We start from the raw sequence: 16,123 nt of genomic DNA, 5'->3' as shown, positions 1-16,123 counted from the left end.
TTTAGATACACGATGGCATTTTTTAACCAAAATTTTAATGGAAATATCAGCTCCATTCTCTAAAGGAATAACTTATGCTTGGCATTCTTTGGAAGAAATAAAACAAACTTATTTGAATATTAAAAAAATTAAAGAAGAAAATCAACTGTTAAAAAAAAAGCTTCAAACTTTGGAAGCAAAGCAAATATGGTGTGAAGAATTACTTCATAAAAATCAAAGATTAGAAAAACTTTTAGGTTTAAAAAAAGAATTACCTTATCCATCAACAGGAGCTAGAGTAATTGCTTATGCCCCTCAGTTTAATCCAAAGATTATTTTTTTAGATAAAGGCAAAAAAGATGGTGTAAAATTACATTCACCAGTAATAAGTATTAAAGGAATTGTTGGACAGGTAGTTGCTCTTTCTCCTCATTATGCCAAAGTTTTAACCATTATTGATAGTAATAGTAGAGTAGAGGTAATGTCACAAAGAACTAGAATCCATGGTATCTTTTTAGGAACTGGTATGAACAGAGGAAAAATTAAATATATACCAAAAGAAGAAGATGTAAAAATAGGTGATCTTTTTATCACTTCTGGACTAGATGGTATTTTCCCAAAGGGTATTCCTGTTGGTCAAGTTATACATATCTCTGAACCAATTCCTAGTCTCTTTAAAGAAATTGAGTTACAAACATCAGTTGATTTTCAACGATTAGAAGAATTAATTGTTTTATTAAAATTACCTCAAAAACTTAATCATGAGTAAATTTAAAAAACATTTTTTAATTTTTTGGTTATTACCTAGTATATGGTTTTTTTTATCTTTATTTCCTGCTAAAAATTCTTTTACTTATTTATGTTTTCTTATATTTTTGCTCAATATTTTTTATATAGCTTTTTCCTCACCCACTTTTTTACCTATAGCGTTTTGGGGAGCAATACTTGATGTTTATAAGGGAAATCTCTTAGGTATTTATCTTAGTGGATTTTTATGTCTTAGATGGTGGGGTTTTAAAATAAAAGAAAAAATCATTTGGCTTAAAATTTCTACTCAGACTATTTTTGTTTTTATAGGCATGTTATTTTTAAAAGGTTGGCAATATATATGGTCTTTAATCTTTGAATTAAATTTGCAAGAAACATTTAAAGAAATTATCATATTTATTTTTACTACTACTCTTCTTGCTCCAATTGTTTTTAAAGTTTACGATATATTATTTTCTGATGCCAGTTAATCAAAATAGAATTTTAAAAAAATGGCAAAAACGTCTTATTCATTTTCGTCTAATAGTTTTTTGTCTTTTAGCTGTTATTGGAATAAGACTTGCTTATTTGCAACTTGCTCGAGGAAGGGAATATGCCTTTTTAGCTGAAAAAAATCGCTTAGAAATAGAATCTATCCCAGCAGCAAGAGGCATCATTTATGATAGAAATGGCATTATTCTTGCGACAAATCGCCCAAGTTTTTGTCTTTTACTTTATCCTCAAAAGTTACCTAAAAATAAAAAAATGCTTAAATTATATGCCTCTTTCCTTTCCTCTATTCTTCAAAAAGATTGCTCAGAAGTACTAAAATTAATTAAAAAAGAACTAAAATATCCCTTGAGTCCTGTTTATTTAAAAAAAGGACTTTCTTGGAAAGAGGTAGCTATTATTGAAACACGCTCTTATTTTTTCCCAGCTTTAAAAATTACTGTTATTCCTTTAAGATTTTATCCAAATGGAATTCTCGCATCTCATCTTCTTGGTTATGTAAGTCTTATTACCCCAAAACAATTAAAAACATTGCCTGATGCCGAACCTACAGATTTTGTTGGTCAAAGTGGTTTAGAAAAAAGCTATGAAAAAAATTTAGCTGGTAAAAAAGGGAAACGTTATTTAGAAGTAGATGCACTTGGACGTATTATTCGCACTTTGAAAGAAATTTCACCAGAACCTGGTAATAATCTATATCTTACTTTGGATGCAAATCTTCAAAAAAAAGCTGAAATTTTACTAAAAAGAAAAAAAGGAGCCATTGTGGCTCTTGACCCATTTACAGGAGAGATTTTAATTTCTGCTAGTAGCCCTAGTTATGACCCAAATCTTTTTGTTCAAGGTATGGATGAAAAAACATGGAATAAAATTAAAAAACATCCTGGCCATCCTTTAGAAAATCGAGTTACAGCTGGACTTTATCCACCAGGATCACTCTTAAAAATAGTAACAGCTATTGCTGCTTTAGAAGAAAAAGTAATTTCTCCAAGAACTAAAATTTATTGTTCTGGAAGATTTCCACTTGGCAATCGTGTATTCCATTGCTGGAAAAAAATAGGACATGGTTGGATGGATGTAAAGCGGGCAATTATTCAATCTTGTGATGTATTTTTTTATCAATTAGGTCTTTGGTTAGGAGCAGAAAGATTAGCACAGTATGCTTATAAATGTGGATTTGGAAAACTTACAGGTATTGAAATAAAAGAGGCTAAAGGATTAGTACCTAATCCCACTTGGTATTGGAAGACTAAAAAAACAAGATGGCCAGAAGGAGAAACCTTAAATATGTCCATAGGACAGGGAGCATTCTTAGCTACACCTCTCCAGCTTGCTCAATTTTTTGCAGCAATAGCCAATGGAGGATATATTTATAAACCAAAAATAGTTAAAAAGATAGTTTCAGTAAGGGGAGAAATTATAAAAGAAATAAAACCTGAAATAAAATGTAAGTTACCTATTTCAGCAAAAAATTTAAAAATTATTAGAGATGCTATGATTGGTGTTATGAATCATCCTTCTGGTACAGGTTACCATGCCCGTTCTCATTTAGTAACTATTGCTGGTAAAACAGGAACTGCACAATTAGTTTCTATTAATACCAAAAATAAACTTTCTATTGAAGACCATGCTTGGTTTGCTGGTTTTGCACCTGCTAAAAATCCCAAAATTGTAATAGTAGTTTTAATTGAACATGGTGGAAAAGGTGGTATAACTGCAGCACCTTTAGCTAGAGATTTAATAGAGGCATATTTATATGGAAAAAATTAGATTTTTTCTTACACTTTCTGGACAATTGTGGTTTATTGTATTTATCTTATCAATTATTGGACTGTTTAATCTTTATAGTGCTACAAGTTATTTAGAAACAAAAACTCTTTTTATAAAACAAATCATTTGGGTCTGTTTAGGTTTTTTCATTTTATGGCTTATAACAAAAATAGATTGTCGTCGTCTTTATATTTATGCTTACCCAATTTATATCTTTAATCTTTTTCTTTTACTTCTTGTGCTTATAATTGCCTCACCACTTATGGGAGCAAAAAGATGGCTAGGATTTGGTCCTATTTCTTTTCAACCTTCAGAACTGGCTAAATTAACATTAATCATTGTTCTTGCCCGTTATTTAGCAGAAACAGACATAGAAATTCAAAATTTAAAAGTATTTTTAAAAATGCTAATTTTAACATTATTGCCTGCTTTTCTTATTATTTTAGAACCTGATTTAGGAACTGCTCTTTTTCTTTTAATTATTTTTGGAACTATGTGTTTTTTAAGTAAAGTAAATCATAAAATTATTATTGGTGCTATTATAGTCAGTTTCGCTCTATTACCTGTTTTTTGGCAATTTGGATTAAAAGATTATCAAAAAGCAAGAATATTAGGATTTCTCTCCCCTCAAAAAGATCCACTTGGAATTGGCTATCATATAAAACAAACAAAGATTGCTATAGGTTCAGGACAATTTTGGGGAAAGGGATTTTTAAAAGGAACTCAAAATAAATTGAGATTTTTACCAGAACATTATACGGATTTTATTTTTTCGGTATTTGCTGAAGAATGGGGATTTATAGGATGTATGTTTTTGCTAGTATTTTATCTCCTTCTTATTCTTACAGGAATAAAAATTTCAGAAAATGCCTGCCATTCATTTACTTTTTTATTAGCAGCAGGTATTATCAGTATGTTTTTCTGGGAGATAGTTATCAATATCTTTATGGCATTAGGGCTACTTCCAGTAGTAGGTATTCCTTTACCATTTATGAGTTATGGAGGTTCTTCTACACTTATTAACTTTATTGGAGTGGGTATTTTGATAAATATTGATAGGAGGGGGAAATGGCTATAATCATTAGTGGTAAAGAAATTGCTTCAAAAATACGACAAGAATTAGCTGAAGAAATTGAAAGTCTCAAAATAAAAATTAAGAGAGCTCCTTGTCTAGCTGTTATTTGGGTAGGGGAACACCCTGCTTCAGCTAGTTATATAAGGGCTAAAGAAAAAGCATGTAAAGAGATTGGAATAGAATTTGAATTATATCATCTTTCTGAAGATACTTCTCAAGAAAAATTATGTGAACTTATTAATCAATTAAATCATAAAGAAACAGTAGATGCATTTTTAGTGCAACTTCCATTACCACCTTCTATTTCAGAAAGAGCAATTATTGAAACTATTAACCCAGAGAAAGATGCCGATGGTTTTCACCCTTATAATCTAGGCCGCTTATTAATAGGTGAACCTAGCTTTATACCATGTACTCCAGCTGGTATATGGGAATTACTTTGTCGTGCAGGCATTGAGACAAGAGGTAAAGAAGTAGTTATTCTTGGCAGAAGCAATATCGTTGGTAAACCATTAGCAGCTTTACTCATGCAAAAAAATACAGGCAATGCTACAGTTACTGTCTGCCATACTGCTACTAAAGACCTTCTTTTTCATACTTTAAGGGCAGATATCCTTATTGTAGCAATTGGTAAACCACGTTTTATTAAACAAAATATGGTAAAAAAAGGGACAATAGTTATTGATGTAGGCATACATCGCACAGAAAAAGGACTATGTGGAGATGTAGATTTTGAAGATGTTTCATCTAAAGTAGCGGCTATTACACCTGTACCAGGGGGAGTTGGACCGATGACTGTAGCTATGCTTCTTAAAAATACATTATTAGCTTATAAAAAAAGATATGGCTTAATGTAAAGTTTCTCTTTCTTTTATTTGCTCAATCGCTTCAAGCGCAATCTCCTTAATTACAGGAGAGGCATTTTCAGCTATTTTTTGAATGATTGGCACAACTTCTAAGTTACCAATTAATCCTAATAAAAAAAGAATATCTCCTTTATCTCTTTCTTCTTTTGTATCTAACATTGCTATTATTGAAGGCAAAATTTTTTCTTTAATTTCTCTTTTTTCTGCCAATTCTTCTAAAACCCTCATTACACCAATCCTTGTAAAGAGTTCTGGTGCTTTTAATAAACTTAATAAATTATATAAATATTTTTCATCCTTTTGACAAAGCTCTATGACACGATCTGCCTGTGCTTGTTTTAACAAAGACTTTAATACTTCAGCATCATACATTATTTGGTTAGCCTTTTCTAAAAAATCTATTAATTTTTCCCTTGCCTCTGTACCTACTAAAAAATAATCCTTATTAATAACCACTGTAGGTGATGCAGTGACTTTATATTGCTTAGCCAAATCAGAATAAAAATTACTGTCTATAACAAATGTTTTTATAGATGAATGTGCTATTGCTAATTGATTAGCTTTTTCTACCACTAAAGGGCAAAAAGGACAGATAGGAGTAATAAATACCTTAATTTCTATAGATTTTTTAATATTTTTTATTCTTTCAAGTTCTTTTTGATTTAAAAAACTTTTTCCTGTTGTTATTGCTTCTAAAGCTTTTAAAAAAGGCAACCATTCTCCTCCTTCAGGTATAGCCATGTAATAAATTTGTATTTTTTCTTTTTCATCAGTTAATTTAATTGCAGGATATGCTGGTAAAATTTCTTTTTTGATTTCTATTTTTATATCTGGCAAATGTTCTTTTAAAAATAAAGTAAAATCTTTTAATTTTAAAGATATTTCTGATTGCTGATTATTAATTAAATATATTTTTATTTTTTTCCCAGAAAGCTTTTTTAAATCAGAAATAGCTGTTTCTAAAAACATTATATCTCCTTCAATTCATTTAATGCTTTATAAGCAAATTCAATAGTTGGATCAAGAGATAGTGCTTTTTCACAATGAAATTTTGCTTCTTCTTTTTTATTTAATGCTTTTAAAGCCAAGCAAAGATTAGCATGATCAATGGCTGAATTAGGATCAAGAGAAATAGCCTTTTTAAAACAAAAAACAGCTTCTTCATAAGAATTAAGTTTAAAATAACATGTACCCATCAAATTATATATTTCTTTAACAGGTATTTTTTTCTCTATATCTTTAAGTAAAAAAATAGCATCTTTATACATCTTTAATTCTTTATAAACATGGCCAAGATAGAGTGCTATCATCAATTTTTCTTCTAATGGTGGAAAGAAATTTAAAGCTATTTCTAAATTTTCTTTTGCTTTCAAGAAATTTCCTTTTTGAAAATAAGAAAAACCTAGATAAAAATAAGTATTGTAATGCTGAATATTTGCTTTTTTTAAATATTCAATGGCTAAATCATATTCACCAAGTTGTGCTTGACATAGACCAAGATAATAATAAACATCTTCTTTTTCATCAGAAGGAACAAATTTTAAAGCTTGATAAAAATGTTTTGAAGCTATTTCTATTTCTTCCTTTTCAAAACAAGTAAGACCTAGCCGGAAATGAAGGTTTACTAATTCTTCATTACCTATAAGTGATGTATTTGAAAATATGTTAAGGAGCTCATAACGACATTGAGAACAAAGACCTTTAGGTAAATGTTTCAATTTAAATTGATATGCACGTATACAGGGAAAAATTTGCCCTTTATCAATAATTATTGTCTTAGGACAAAGGCACCAATTTTCTCCCAATAAACGCATATTTTCTAAAAGATTTAACAAAAAATTTTGATAAGCAATAGAAAGTAAAAAATCAGAATGAGACATAATAAAAATTCTCTCAATATTTTTTATTTTTTCTTTTACACCTTTATTTACAATTACACCAGGTGGCATAAAATGTGATTCTAAAAAGGAAAAAAGTGAAGTATTTGAAAATGGAGGGGAAAAAATTATTGGAAAAATCATTAAACGTGGAGTAATCTGGTGACTATAACCTTCTAAATTAAATGGATTAAGCATTTGATAAATTGTATTATAAAAAGATTCTAGACCTTCTTCGTATGGATGAACCAAATGTAAACGAATTTGGCAAAAGGAGTATTTTTCTAAAAAATTTGTTATCTCTTTGATAATAATAAGCAATTTTTGAAAATTTTTTTTAAAATCTTCAATAAAAAAATATATTTCGTTAAACATATCCAATTCAGGCAATAATGAAGAAATAGAAAAATCTGTATTGAGTTTTATATAGACAATATGCATTAGGAAACTATTCTCCTCCCTTTATCTAAAGAATGCTCTCTCCAAAGTTTTTTTATAGTAGCTATCTCTTCTCTAGACATAGTTTCTGTTTCATATCTATCTCCAATAGAAATATATAATGGCCTTTTTTCTGAAAAAGGCTTGATACCATATTTTTGATAATTATTTGTAATGGGAGAACCAAAATAAAGTTGCATCTGCTGTGCATTAGAATTGCCTTGAATTTTTATCCCATGTGCCTTTACAAATTCAAGTGTCTGTAATGCTTCTTTAAAGGTTTCACCTGGCAGAGCAAAAAGAGAAAAGACTTCAACTTCAATCCCATTTTTTTGAGCAAGAAAAATAGCCTTCTCAAGCTGTTCAATAGAAATTTTCTTTTTGATAATTTTTAAAATACGCTCTGAAGCAGATTCAAGTCCATAGGCAATTGTATGTACCCCTGCTCTTTTCATCTTTTTAATCATTTCTTCATCAATTAAATCCACTCTTGTCTCTAACCATATCTTTACCTTGAGTCCTTCTCTTAAAATCCCTTCAAGCAATTGATGAACTCTTTCTCCTTTAAAAGAAAAATTTGGATCAGCAAACCATAACTGATTTTTCCCTTTTTTTACTATCCATTTTATTTCTTCAAGCACCCTTTCTATAGAATGAAATCTTATTTTATGTCCAGATGCCTGAGGTGTGTAGCAAAAAACACAATTAAAAGGACATCCTCTTGAAGTAATCAAAATTACTTCTTCCACTGGATTATAATCAAAAATATCCATAAGATGAGGTGAGGGATAATTATCTAAATTTTCATAACCTTTAATTGGTTCACCTTCTTTGATTTCTCCATCTACCCGATATGTTGCACCTTGTATACCATTAAAAGGATTACCACCAGCTATTGCTTTGACAATGCTTAAAAGACTAAGCTCACCTTCACTACGACAGAGGTAATCTACCATAGGCATCTCTCTTAAAGCTTCACTAGGCATAAAGGTAATTTGAGGGCCGCCTAAGGCGATTTTTATTTCTTTATTAATTTCTTTGATAAAACGGGCAAAACCTAAAACAAATAAAATATTGCGTTGATAAGTACTAAAGCCAACAAGTTGAGGGGAAAATTCCTTAATAAAATTTCCTAATTTTTTAATAGAATACTCCCCTTCTTGAGAAATATTAAGAATTTTTACATCAAATCCTTCTTTTTTAAGAAAAGCTGCTATATAGCCTAAAGAGATAGGTATAGTTGGGGGTGCAAAAGGATTTACTTCAATAAGAAGTATCCTCATTTATTTACTTAAAATTTCCTTTATGCGTTTTTCAACAAATGCTATTGCTTCCTTTAAATCTGATTCAGAAAATACTTTAACTTTCGCTGCCATATTTTCTACTTCATCTTCACTAAGATGAAGCAGTTTAGCAATATAAAATGTATCTAATTCATTACCTTCCATTAAAAAACCACATCCTCCTGCAGTACCTAAAAATTTTCCTTCATAAAAAATAGGAACAACAAATTTTGTAAAACCTACATCACACTCTCCTTCTGCTGGAGCATTTTTTTCCTGAGCCATCTTCATCAAATATTGATGTGCAGAAGCACATACTGTTCTTGTTTCTTCTCCTCCTTTAATCTTTGGACAAATTTCATTAGCCCAACCTGGTGCAGGATGAATAATAAATCCTTCCTCATCATTTACTGAAGCATTCATATCAAATTTTTTAAAAATTTCTTCTGCTAATTTTTGCCATTCTTCAACTGGTAAAATGTCAGTTAATTTCATCTTCACCCTCCTTTTTTAAAATTCAAACATTACCCCACAACTAACACCATAATAATGGGTAATGCTATGAGGCTCATAAAACCCAAATACTATATTAGATTCTCCTATATTCCAATAACGATAAAAAGGGTTAATATAAAAAGCAGTTGCAGGTCTAATATACCAGGCAATAGGCAACTCACATCTTCCTCCAACATGCCAACCTAAATCAAAATCTAGATCTGAACCACCAATTTCACTCAGATACGCAGTCATTTTCATATTAAAAGGAAATACTACAGCAGCATCAAAACCTATTTTAAAAGACCTTAAAAACCTTTTCTCCAAAATTACTCCTACTGGTACATATCCCCATTTATAAACTTCTTTATAATCCCAAGTATAGCTACCATCAGCTGCTTGAACTAATTGAGCCTTCCCTCTCACCCATTTCCGATAACCAATACCAACATATGGAGTAATGTTAATTATAGTTTTAAAAGTATATCCATAATTCAATTCGACTGACCAAATTGTTTCATGTTCATTATCAAACTTTAAAGGTACTCCTTCGCTTGTTTGACCATCATAAGTTACATCACCACTAACTCTTCTACCCATAATTCTAAGCATCCAATCCCTTTCACTTAATAAAAACCCTCCTTCAAATCCAGGAAGCCAGCCATAATCTTTATCTAAAACTTTACCTGCTTCTTTCTCTTTATAATCAAGATATGCACCCATACCACCAAACCAAAATTTACCTTGAATTTGAGCTGAAGCAAAATCAAAATAAAAAGTTATCAAACAAATTACAATACCGCTAACAACATTTTTCTTCATATCACCCTCCTTCATAATTTAGCCTATACTACACCTAATTTTTACATAAATGTCAAGCCGATTATTTTTATTAAATCCTTGACTACTTAAAAATAATGATTACTTTAAAAAAGGAAACAAAATAAAAAATAAAATAAAAAGGAGGTGATAGATATGTTTGAAATTCTACCTTGGAGAGCAAGAAGGGAACTCGAAAGCTTGAGAAAGGAAATGGACAGACTCTGGGAAAGTTTCTTTGGTGAAAGAGTAGGACTTGAACCAATAGAGGGATGGGCTCCAGCACTAGATGTTACTGAAACAAAGGATAATCTAGTTGTAAAAGCAGAACTTCCAGGAGTTGATCCAAAGGATGTAGAAATTACATTAAGTGGTAATGTCCTTTCTATTAAGGGAGAGAAAAAGCAAGAAAAAGAAGAAAAAGATGAGGATTATCACTTGGTAGAACGGCGCTATGGAAGCTTTGTAAGAACTATCAGATTGCCTGTAGAGGTGGATGAAGATAAAATTGAAGCTTCTTATAAAAATGGTATATTAAAGATTGTTTTACCTAAATCTGAAAAGGCTAAAAAGAAAGAGATTAAGATTAAGGTTGAATAAATATAAAGGCCCTCTTCAAAGAGGGCCTTATGCATAAATAGTACGATATTCTATAGGGCGAATTTCAGGAAATTTCAATATAGGTAAAAGTAATTGTTTATTTACTATTATCCAATAAGCATCTGGATTTAATTCCCTTAATTTTCCATCAGAAGGCGGAGTAGAAACTTCTGTATGTGTATAAATAACCTGAAAAAGAGCAATACCATATTCATCAAAACGATGAAAAATAAAATATTTTTCAAATTCTTCTTTATCCATATGATTTTCTATAGCTATTTTTTCTATCTCTTCATTAGTTAATCTTAAAAGGACAAATTTACTAATAGTGCCTTCTGTTGTAATGCGAATAAGAGAGCGACAACTAGCACTAGCAACATAAATAGTGGAAATAAACTCAAGGTGTTTAAGATATTGAGCAGCAATGATAGCAGCAGATCGCCGACCACCAGCAGTATGGTGAAAACCATAATATTCAAAGAATTTCTGCTGTAAAAGCTCAGCATACTTTTCTCCTTTTTCATATAAATCTCTAGAAATATAACGTAAGTATTTTGCTAGATCTTCTGCTGCAGCATCAATAGGCCAATCTATTTTTACACGAAAATGAGATAAAAGATAACGAGGTCTTCTTAATAAACCTTCTCGCTGAATAAGAAGGGCAAAATCTACAGGTAAAATTTGATCCAGAAGTTTAAAAAAATCACTTTGTTCAAAATAGCTTAAATTTTTTGAAAATTTTTTGTAAAGTTTTAAATCTACTAAATATTGCAAATTTTCTTTAACTAATTTATTACTTTCAAAAAAACGAATATAACGTTTGCAATAGCTTGGTAATGTTCCTTCAGAAAATATTACTAAAAAAGCATGATGTAATGGATACTCTTTTTCATAAATTCTAGCTCTTGGTTTAAGCTCACGTTTATCTACAAAAGGATATTCTAAACCTTCTTTTAAAAAATTAAAAAAAGAATCAATTAATGCTTTTTTTATTAGAAATCTTTCTAATTCTTCACGTAAAAATAGATAAATAAAACGCCCCACTTTTTCTATATAACTCATTTGTTCTAATATCATTTTATGACCCCATTTTAATTATCTGTTTTAAAATAAATTGTTTTATATCTTTATCGGTAAAACTTCTTAAAATATCCTTAAGCCTATTAAGTGGAATTTCAGCCCTAGCCATTTCCTTATGCCCTCCTGCTTGACCTAGATGACCAAATGCCCTTTCTGCTAATCGACCTGCATGCTTACGATAGCCATCGCTTCGAAAAATAATAATAAGACGGTTTTTATATCGGCCAGCCACTATACTCCATGAAATTTCAGCAATTTTTAGGAAAAAATCGGCTAAAATAACACATATATCTGATTCAGTTATTTTTCCTAAGTAAATGAATATCTGATGTTGAGCCAAATTTACCTGCATAACATTAAATGCCTTTTTAAAATATGGGATATTATTTAAACTAATTTCAGAACCTTCTATTTTACGAATGATTGTATGATTGATATAATTAAATAAGTATCGAAAAGCTTTAATATCTCTTTCTGTGCCTCTAAAGGCAAAATTTTGTGTATCAGTTTTTATTCCATAAAAAAGAGCAGTAGCCAAAGCAGAAGAAGGTTTAATACGTGCTCTTCGTAGATATTCAGTCAAAAGTGTTGCTGTAGCACCACACTCTGGCACAATATCTATAAAATTACCTTCAATTTCCCCATTTAAAGGATGGTGATCAATAATAATATGAAAAAAAATGTCTTTTAATTCTGAAAAATGACTAGGTTGGGAATCTACAATTGCTAATTTTGTGAAAGAAGAAAGTTCTATATCTGAAAAAGAACAAATATTAATTTTAAGTAACTTAAGCATAGCCAGATTATCTAATCTTTTTGTTTCTCTTATATAGGCAATAGTTACTGTTTGCACTCTACGCCACAGAAGTCTTTTTAAAGCCCAAGCACTAGCAATAGCATCAGGATCCGGAAAAATAATTATTAAAACTTTATCCTCAGGTGAGAGGATAGCATAAAGTTTTTCCAATTTCTCCTTCACAGATTTAAATGTCACAAATTTAAAATAAAGCTTTTTACTAAAAAATCAATCCAAAAATGATAAATAATTCCTTTGACACACTTTCATTTCTATTGTAAAAATGAGTGATGAAAAATATAGTTGATGTACAAAATCTTCCTGACACACGTCGCATAGAAATTGATAAAGTTGGTATAAAAAATATCTCATATCCAATTACTGTTTTAGACAGAGAAAAAGGGAAACAAAAAACAGTGGCTTCTATTAATATGTATGTAGGTTTACCACATCAGTTTAAAGGAACACATATGAGCCGTTTTGTGGAAATATTAAATGAGTATCAAGAAGAATTAATTAGCTTAAAAAGCATAAAAGAAATTCTCAAAAAAATGAAAGAAAGATTAAATGCTGTTTCTGCTCATTTAGAAATAGAATTTCCTTATTTTATAGAAAAAAAAGCTCCTGTTTCAAAAACAAAAGGATTAATGGAATATCGTTGTCGATTAGTAGGAAGTTTAAAAAATAAATTGGATTTAGAGGTTGGTGTAAAAGTACCTATTTGTACACTTTGTCCTTGTTCAAAAGAAATAAGTGATTTTGGTGCCCATAATCAAAGAGGAATTGTTAATCTAAGGCTTCGTTTTAAAAAATTTGTTTGGCTTGAAGATATTATTCAATTAGTAGAAAAGGCTGGCTCATCCCAAATATATTCAGTATTAAAACGGATAGATGAAAAATATGTAACAGAACAGGCTTATCAAAATCCAAAATTTGTAGAAGATGTAGTAAGAGAAATCGCTGAAAAACTTCTAGCAGATGATAATATTACTTGGTTTGCTGTAGAGGCAGAAAACTTTGAATCCATCCATAATCATAATGCTTATGCCTATATTGAAAGGAAAAAATATTAAAATTTAAAAGCCATTTTTGCAGCTAAACAAAGGGCGGAAAAAAGACTCCTTTCATCTGCTATACCTTTTCCAGCAATATCATAGGCTGTACCATGATCCACAGAAGTACGAACAATAGGTAATCCCATTGTAACATTAACACCATCACGAAAATGTAAAAGTTTAAAGGGTATTAAACCTTGATCATGATACATAGAAATAACTACATCAAATTTTCCCTCATTTGCTAAATAAAATACAGTATCTGGTGGAAATGGCCCTTTTACATCAATCCCATTTTCTTTAGCCTTTTTTATAGCAGGAGATATAATCTTTATTTCTTCATCTCCCATTAATCCTTCTTCCCCAGCATGAGGATTAAGACCAGCTACAGCTATGCGAGGATTGGAAATATTTAATTTTTCTTTTAAAAAATGAAATGTTAAAGAAATTAAATTAAAAATTTTTTCTTGTGTAACCAATGTTGGTACTTTTTTCAAAGGCACATGAATAGTAAGTAATGCTACTTTTAATTTCTTTCCCCAAAAAAGCATAGCATAATGTTTTGTATTGGTTAGTTTTGCTAAAAGCTCTGTATGACCACTAAAAGAAATACCTGCTCGATTAATAGCAGCTTTATTCACAGGACATGTTACAATACCATTTACTTTCTTTTTTAAAGCTAAATCAACAGCAATTTTAATATAATCTACACTTGCACGGGCACTATTTACTGTTGGTTTTCCATAAATTAAGTCTTTTTCTGATAAATGAGAAACTTCTAAAAGAAAAATATGATTTGGCGAAGGTAAAAAACCTTTTTCCCAAGGAGACATCAATTTTATATCTATTTTTAATAACTTTGCTGCTTTTTTTAAAGCAGCTGCATCGCCAATAACTATTGGATAACAAAATTGATAAACTTCTTTTTTAGACAAAACTTTAAGTGTGATTTCCGGCCCTATACCACATACATCTCCTAAAGTAATAGCTAAATATGGCAACATGTTAAATATTATGCTTTTTTATCTTAAAAATCAACTTGACACCTATTGTATTCTTGCTATAAATCTGTAAAATGGCTTTAAAAAATTTAAAAACAAAGTTTATTTTTGTCACAGGTGGTGTTCTTTCTTCTCTAGGTAAAGGTATTGCCTCAGCAGCCATTGGTGCTTTAATGGAATCAAGAGGTCTTACTGTTACTTTTCAAAAGCTTGATCCATATATTAATGTTGACCCTGGCACTATGAATCCGTTTCAACATGGGGAAGTCTATGTTACTGAAGATGGAGTAGAAACAGATTTAGACTTAGGTCATTATGAACGATTTACCTCAGCTGTTATGAGTGGAAAAAATAATTATACATCTGGCAAGATTTATTATTCTGTTATCCTTAAGGAAAGACGTGGAGAATATTTAGGAGGAACAGTACAAGTAGTACCACATATTACTGATGAAATTAAACAGGCAATTATGAGTGTTGCTGGAGATGCCCAAATTGCCATTATTGAGATTGGTGGAACAGTAGGAGATATTGAAGGGTTACCTTTTTTGGAAGCCATTCGTCAGTTTCGATTAGATGTAGGAAAAGAAAATGCCATTTATATACATTTAACACTTGTTCCGTATATAAAAAGTTCTGGCGAATTGAAAACAAAACCCACTCAGCATAGTGTAAAAGAATTAAGGGCTATTGGTATCCAGCCAGATATTCTTTTATGTCGTACAGATAGATTTTTGCCTCCAGAAATAAAAAAGAAAATCTCTCTTTTTTGTAATGTAGATGAAGATGCAGTTATTACAGCCAAAGATGTAGATATTATTTATGAAGTGCCTCTAGTATTTCATAAAGAAGGGCTAGATAACAAAATTGTAGAATTATTAAATATTTGGACACGTGAACCAAAATTAGATGCCTGGGAAGAATTAGTGGAAAAGATTAAAAATCCTAAACATGAAGTTACCATTGGAGTGGTAGGAAAATATGCTACTTTCAAAGATTCTTACAAAAGTTTAAATGAAGCCCTTATGCATGGGGGAATAGCTAATGAAAGTCAAGTAAATTTAAAATTTATTGAAGCAGAAGATATTGAGGCAGAAGGGGCAGAAAAGTGGCTTAAGGATGTAGATGGTATTCTTGTGCCTGGTGGTTTTGGCAAAAGAGGAATAGAAGGAAAGATTATGGCTATACAATATGCTAGAGAAAGAAAAATCCCATTTTTTGGAATCTGTTTGGGTATGCAGCTTGCTGTAATAGAATTTGCTAGAAATGTAGTTGGATTAAAAAATGCAGATAGCACTGAATTCAATCCTAATACACCCTATCCTGTAATTTATCTTATGCGAGAATGGTATGATTTTCGTCTAGGTAGTATTCAAAGAAGAGATGAACATGCTGATAAAGGTGGCACTATGCGTTTAGGTGCCTATCCCTGCCATTTAAAAAGGGATACTTTTGCTTATGCTGCTTACCAAACAGAAGAAATCTTTGAACGACATAGACACCGCTATGAATTTAATAATGAATACCGAGAGATTTTAACAAAAAAGGGAATGATTTTTAGTGGACTTTCTCCTGATGGAGAATTGGTAGAAATTATAGAATTAAAAGAGCATCCTTGGTTTGTTGGTTGCCAATTTCATCCTGAATTTAAATCAAGACCAATGTCTCCCCACCCTCTATTTAAAGCCTTCATTCAGGCTGCCTTAAAGTATAAGAATAGTAAGTAGGGAGA

The 16,123-nt window shown here is 30.6% G+C and carries 16 protein-coding genes; 8 read left to right on the top strand and 8 right to left on the bottom strand.

What is annotated here, in order from left to right; all coding sequences use genetic code 11:
- Window positions 1-37: 37 nt before the first annotated feature.
- From mreC to folD, 5 genes are read left to right on the top strand one after another with little or no spacing between them, the layout of a single operon-like run.
- A complete protein-coding gene (gene mreC / locus LWW95_00405) occupies window positions 38-748 on the top strand; it encodes a rod shape-determining protein MreC (protein MDL1955503.1) in 711 nt (236 codons plus the stop codon).
- Window positions 741-1,217 carry a hypothetical protein gene (locus LWW95_00400; protein MDL1955502.1) on the top strand — a complete coding sequence of 159 codons (477 nt, stop codon included), beginning with the start codon at window positions 741-743 and terminating at the stop codon, window positions 1,215-1,217. The genes mreC and LWW95_00400 overlap by 8 nt, the downstream gene beginning before the upstream one ends.
- Window positions 1,207-3,006: a penicillin-binding protein 2 gene (gene mrdA / locus LWW95_00395; GenBank protein MDL1955501.1), complete on the top strand. Its 1,800-nt coding sequence runs from the start codon at window positions 1,207-1,209 to the stop codon at window positions 3,004-3,006. The genes LWW95_00400 and mrdA overlap by 11 nt, the downstream gene beginning before the upstream one ends.
- Entirely contained in the window at window positions 2,993-4,084 is a 1,092-nt protein-coding gene (gene rodA / locus LWW95_00390; protein MDL1955500.1) for a rod shape-determining protein RodA, read from the top strand. The genes mrdA and rodA overlap by 14 nt, the downstream gene beginning before the upstream one ends.
- Window positions 4,075-4,938, top strand: coding sequence for a bifunctional methylenetetrahydrofolate dehydrogenase/methenyltetrahydrofolate cyclohydrolase FolD (folD, locus tag LWW95_00385; GenBank protein ID MDL1955499.1), 864 nt, complete (start codon window positions 4,075-4,077; stop codon window positions 4,936-4,938). The genes rodA and folD overlap by 10 nt, the downstream gene beginning before the upstream one ends.
- Here the strand turns inward: folD and LWW95_00380 are convergent.
- From LWW95_00380 to LWW95_00360, 5 genes are read right to left on the bottom strand one after another with little or no spacing between them, the layout of a single operon-like run.
- Window positions 4,930-5,916 carry a thioredoxin family protein gene (locus LWW95_00380; protein ID MDL1955498.1) on the bottom strand — a complete coding sequence of 329 codons (987 nt, stop codon included), beginning with the start codon at window positions 5,914-5,916 and terminating at the stop codon, window positions 4,930-4,932. The two genes, folD and LWW95_00380, sit on opposite strands and share 9 nt — an antisense overlap.
- Window positions 5,916-7,265: a tetratricopeptide repeat protein gene (locus tag LWW95_00375; GenBank protein MDL1955497.1), complete on the bottom strand. Its 1,350-nt coding sequence runs from the start codon at window positions 7,263-7,265 to the stop codon at window positions 5,916-5,918. The genes LWW95_00380 and LWW95_00375 overlap by 1 nt, the downstream gene beginning before the upstream one ends.
- Window positions 7,265-8,545 (bottom strand): B12-binding domain-containing radical SAM protein, encoded by a 1,281-nt coding sequence (locus LWW95_00370; GenBank protein ID MDL1955496.1) that lies wholly within the window; start codon window positions 8,543-8,545, stop codon window positions 7,265-7,267. Before LWW95_00370 ends, LWW95_00375 begins: the two co-directional genes overlap by 1 nt.
- On the bottom strand, window positions 8,546-9,040 hold the full coding sequence (locus LWW95_00365; protein MDL1955495.1) for a PocR ligand-binding domain-containing protein: 495 nt from the start codon (window positions 9,038-9,040) through the stop codon (window positions 8,546-8,548).
- Between the two features lie 15 nt (window positions 9,041-9,055).
- A complete protein-coding gene (locus LWW95_00360; GenBank protein ID MDL1955494.1) occupies window positions 9,056-9,862 on the bottom strand; it encodes a hypothetical protein in 807 nt (268 codons plus the stop codon).
- A gap of 153 nt (window positions 9,863-10,015) precedes the next feature.
- Here LWW95_00360 and LWW95_00355 point away from each other — a divergent pair, with 153 nt between their 5' ends.
- Entirely contained in the window at window positions 10,016-10,459 is a 444-nt protein-coding gene (locus LWW95_00355) for an Hsp20/alpha crystallin family protein (protein ID MDL1955493.1), read from the top strand.
- A gap of 27 nt (window positions 10,460-10,486) precedes the next feature.
- Here the strand turns inward: LWW95_00355 and LWW95_00350 are convergent, their stop codons facing one another.
- Window positions 10,487-11,536 (bottom strand): hypothetical protein, encoded by a 1,050-nt coding sequence (locus tag LWW95_00350; protein MDL1955492.1) that lies wholly within the window; start codon window positions 11,534-11,536, stop codon window positions 10,487-10,489.
- Between the two features lies 1 nt (window position 11,537).
- The gene (locus tag LWW95_00345; GenBank protein ID MDL1955491.1) at window positions 11,538-12,533 is read right to left on the bottom strand and encodes a DHH family phosphoesterase; all 996 of its coding nucleotides are present in this window, start codon (window positions 12,531-12,533) and stop codon (window positions 11,538-11,540) included.
- Window positions 12,534-12,625: 92 nt separating this feature from the next.
- Between LWW95_00345 and folE2 the strand changes: the two genes are divergently transcribed.
- A complete protein-coding gene (gene folE2 / locus LWW95_00340) occupies window positions 12,626-13,408 on the top strand; it encodes a GTP cyclohydrolase FolE2 (protein ID MDL1955490.1) in 783 nt (260 codons plus the stop codon).
- Here the strand turns inward: folE2 and pdxA are convergent.
- The gene (pdxA, locus tag LWW95_00335; protein ID MDL1955489.1) at window positions 13,405-14,394 is read right to left on the bottom strand and encodes a 4-hydroxythreonine-4-phosphate dehydrogenase PdxA; all 990 of its coding nucleotides are present in this window, start codon (window positions 14,392-14,394) and stop codon (window positions 13,405-13,407) included. The two genes, folE2 and pdxA, sit on opposite strands and share 4 nt — an antisense overlap.
- A gap of 71 nt (window positions 14,395-14,465) precedes the next feature.
- Between pdxA and LWW95_00330 the strand changes: the two genes are divergently transcribed.
- Window positions 14,466-16,118, top strand: a complete 1,653-nt coding sequence (locus tag LWW95_00330; protein MDL1955488.1) for a CTP synthase — start codon at window positions 14,466-14,468, stop codon at window positions 16,116-16,118.
- Window positions 16,119-16,123 lie beyond the last annotated feature (5 nt).

Source organism: Candidatus Desulfofervidus auxilii (assembly GCA_030262725.1).
Lineage (GTDB): Bacteria > Desulfobacterota > Desulfofervidia > Desulfofervidales > Desulfofervidaceae > JAJSZS01.
The sequence above is the reverse complement of the archived record's forward strand: the minus strand, read 5'-3'. Positions and strand labels throughout refer to the sequence as shown.